The sequence below is a fragment of the Marinobacter sp. genome (assembly GCF_035268745.1).
In the GTDB taxonomy this organism is placed as follows: Bacteria; Pseudomonadota; Gammaproteobacteria; order Pseudomonadales; family Oleiphilaceae; genus Marinobacter.
The window spans coordinates 1-1,115 of record NZ_DATFKH010000215.1; the positions used below are offsets into that span (position 1 = coordinate 1).

2 protein-coding genes are annotated in these 1,115 nt (G+C 54.1%); both read left to right on the forward strand.

What is annotated here, in order from left to right; translation table 11 throughout:
* Positions 1-473 precede the first annotated feature (473 nt).
* A complete protein-coding gene (locus tag VJ956_RS14245; RefSeq protein ID WP_324085705.1) occupies positions 474-878 on the forward strand; it encodes a four helix bundle protein in 405 nt (134 codons plus the stop codon).
* 18 nt (positions 879-896) lie between these two features.
* On the forward strand, positions 897-1,115 hold a 219-nt coding region (locus VJ956_RS14250; RefSeq protein ID WP_324085706.1), incomplete at its 3' end, for a MarR family EPS-associated transcriptional regulator.

A 1,115-nucleotide genomic window follows, 5' to 3' on the forward strand; every position in this document is an offset into this window, starting at 1 on the left:
GGTCCGGGACGACAACCAGGGGAAGCTCCAACAATGTCGCCCCGGCCTTGAGCCGGGGACCAGTGGCTTGCTCGGCGGGTAATGACACGGCGCGAGAACGCTACTGAGACACGACGCTAGTCAGGAAACCTAAAAACCTAAAACCTGAAACCTAAAACAGGTTGAAGTCACCCGCACCCTCGCTTACACTACCGATGCGTTCACTCGTTGAACACAAAAAAAAGAAGCAAAATCAAGCCTGTGGGAGCTCCCCCATCGGCGGTAGCGTGTCCGCGGCCGCAGGCCGCGAGTATTCAGTTGAAAGTTTTCAGTTTTCAGTAAACCGGTCAGCCGATGCTTCACATGTTGCGACGAAGAATCTGTGATGCGGGCCGATTCCACGACGGCCTGACCAAGTCACCCAATCGAGCTCTTCCTTCGTTCATCCTTGGTTTTTACTGAAAACTGAAAACTTACTACTGAAAACTAATCCTATGCCCTACGCCTCATTCGAAGATCTCGATGTCTGGAAGCGCGGATGCAGGCTCGCGACCGATGTCTATGCGGCAGTCCGCGATTCCCTTGACTATGGCCTGAAAGACCAAATGACTCGTGCGGCTGTATCTGTACCGTCCAATATCGCGGAAGGGCACGAGCGAGACACTACCCCCGAATTCGTCAGATTTCTAAAAATCGCCAAGGGTTCGTGCGCTGAGCTTAGAACCCAGCTCTACATCGCAAAAAGAATAGGCGCAATCAGCCAGGAACATGCTGCAAGGATGACTGAAGAGTGCAGGGAAATTGGAGCCATGCTCCAGGGCCTGATTCGTTCGCAGGCAGGCAAAGTCAAAGAAGAGCCGGACATCGGGCTCCCGAACGAACTGAAAACTGAACACTGAAAACTGAAAACTAGTTCTTTGAACGACTCAACCCGCTACCACATCCTCAGGCTCCTCGAGCAGGATCCGGCAATGTCCCAGCGCGAACTCGCCAAGGAGCTGGGAATGAGCCTGGGCAAGACCAATTACTGTCTGCGAGCCGTTGTCGGAAAAGGCTGGGTCAAGGTGCGAAACTTCCGCAACAGCGCCAACAAGGCCGCCTACCTCTACCAGCTCACGCCCAAGGGTATCTCGGCC